Source organism: Synechococcus sp. H55.9 (genome assembly GCF_047462355.1).
Classification (GTDB): Bacteria; Cyanobacteriota; Cyanobacteriia; order Thermostichales; family Thermostichaceae; genus Thermostichus.
In genome coordinates this window covers 1-1,798 of sequence record NZ_JANSJB010000041.1, presented here as the reverse complement: position 1 = coordinate 1,798, position 1,798 = coordinate 1, and the positions used below count along the sequence as shown (strand labels likewise).

At 59.4% G+C, this 1,798-nt stretch carries 2 protein-coding genes; both read right to left on the bottom strand.

The window, feature by feature from the left end; all coding sequences use genetic code 11:
- Positions 1–72: 72 nt before the first annotated feature.
- Positions 73–1,089 carry a ketopantoate reductase family protein gene (locus NW857_RS07010; RefSeq protein ID WP_414368450.1) on the bottom strand — a complete coding sequence of 339 codons (1,017 nt, stop codon included), beginning with the start codon at positions 1,087–1,089 and terminating at the stop codon, positions 73–75.
- A gap of 22 nt (positions 1,090–1,111) precedes the next feature.
- Positions 1,112–1,219, bottom strand: coding sequence for a PetM family cytochrome b6-f complex subunit 7 (locus NW857_RS07005; protein WP_414334413.1), 108 nt, complete (start codon positions 1,217–1,219; stop codon positions 1,112–1,114).
- Positions 1,220–1,798: the final 579 nt, after the last annotated feature.

Genomic DNA, 1,798 nt, shown 5'->3' with positions numbered 1-1,798 from the left:
CCCCGATGCCGCTGCTGGCACCGGTGATGAGCACAATGGCGTTTTCCAGCATAGTCCGCAAGAGTTGAGGGGCTACTGGGGGATCTGCGGCTGGGAACGGGCCGCTTTCCCCGCCTGAAGCGAGCGCTCCAGCAGCTTAACGCAAGCATAGAGTGTATCCAAATGGGGAGTCGGGATCCCTGCCCAACGCCCCAGCTCCGCGATGGCGCCGACAATGCTCTCGATCTCCGTCGGTCGCCCCCGCTCAATATCCTGCAGCATCGAGGTGCGATGGGATCCCACGCGGGCTGCATCCTTGAGCCGTTCTTCCAGAGAGACCGGCAGCCGGATCCCCAGCGCTTGGGCCACAGCCTCGGTTTCCTGCATCACCGACTCAACCAACGCATGGGTGGGCGGGTACTGGGCAATTTCGTCTTGGGCCGCGCGGGTGAGGGCGCTGATGGGGTTGAAAGCGGCGTTGCCCCACAGTTTTTGCCAGATCTCGACCCGAATTTGTGAGGTGAGGGTTACAGCAAGCTGCGCCTGCTCAAAGATGGCCGCCAGAGAGCGCAGCCGCTCCGACAACGATCCATCTGGCTCCCCCAGAATATAGCGCCCGCCGCCGGTGTGCAAAACTACCCCCGGCTCTGCCAACTGCACGGCGATGTACACGACACAGCCGATCACCCGCTCGATCGGCAGATGGGCGGCGATCACCCCGCCCGGATCCACCGAAGTCAAGGAGCGCCCCTCAAACTCGCCGCCATGCCGGTAAAAGTACCACCAGGGAACGCCATTCTGAACAACCACAACGGGGGTGTCCGGGCCACACAGGGATCCCAACTGTGGGGCAAGCAGGGGCAAGCTGTAGGCCTTGACAGCAACGATCACCACATCTTGCCGCCCCAGCTCAGCCAAGTCGTCGCTGGCTGTCAGCCGCTCCACCCAAGCCTGGGAAGGATCCCCCTGCCGGATCAGCTTCAATCCTTGGCTGCGGATGGCCTGCAAGTGGGATCCCCGTGCCACCACACTCACTGGAAAACCGGCTCGGGCCAGGCGGACGGCCAAATGCCCCCCGACTGCCCCGGCGCCAACGATGCCGATTTTCATGTTTCACCAAGCGAGGAAATCCCTACTCGGCCCCGCCCTGGGTGACGCGCAGGATCCCGTATCCGAGCGCCACGCCCACTAGGGTCAGGACAATGGAGAGCCCAGCAATGGTGAAGATCTCACTAGCCATAGATTCCTCTCAGGTGGATTGCCTCGCCCTTTAAGGATATCGGATCTTGGGCCTTCGGCCTTCCCCGGGGTGAGGCGGCCCCTCACGCTCAATATCTCAGGAGAGAAAAACCGCAAAGATTACAGTCTGTGAAGATCCCGGCCACCTCGGACTTGATGGAGGCGCGTCACCCGCCTCTATAATGAAAGCAATTTACAAGTCTTTACCGGCATAGGCTAGATTGTAATGCCTACAGCCGTAAAGCTTGTCCGGTAGCTCTCAGATGGCTCATTGGGCCGTTGTTGAGTACTGGAAACGGTTCTGGACAGGGTCTTGGAGCACTGGGAGTCCTACTTGTAAGAGCTCCTGAGTAGCTCTGGCCAAAGAGCCGTTAAAAGAAGGTGAGGCAAAAGACCCGCGAGTTGAGTCTTTATACCTAGGCTCTTCTCTTGCTTCAAGGAAGCAAACTTTGTAGTTTCATTAGCGTTCTCATTCATTTAGATCTTTTTTGGGAGAAGTTGAGATGACCATCGCGGTAGGGCGCGTACGCCAGGAGCGAGGATGGTTCGACATCGTCGATGACTGGCTCAAGCGCGACAG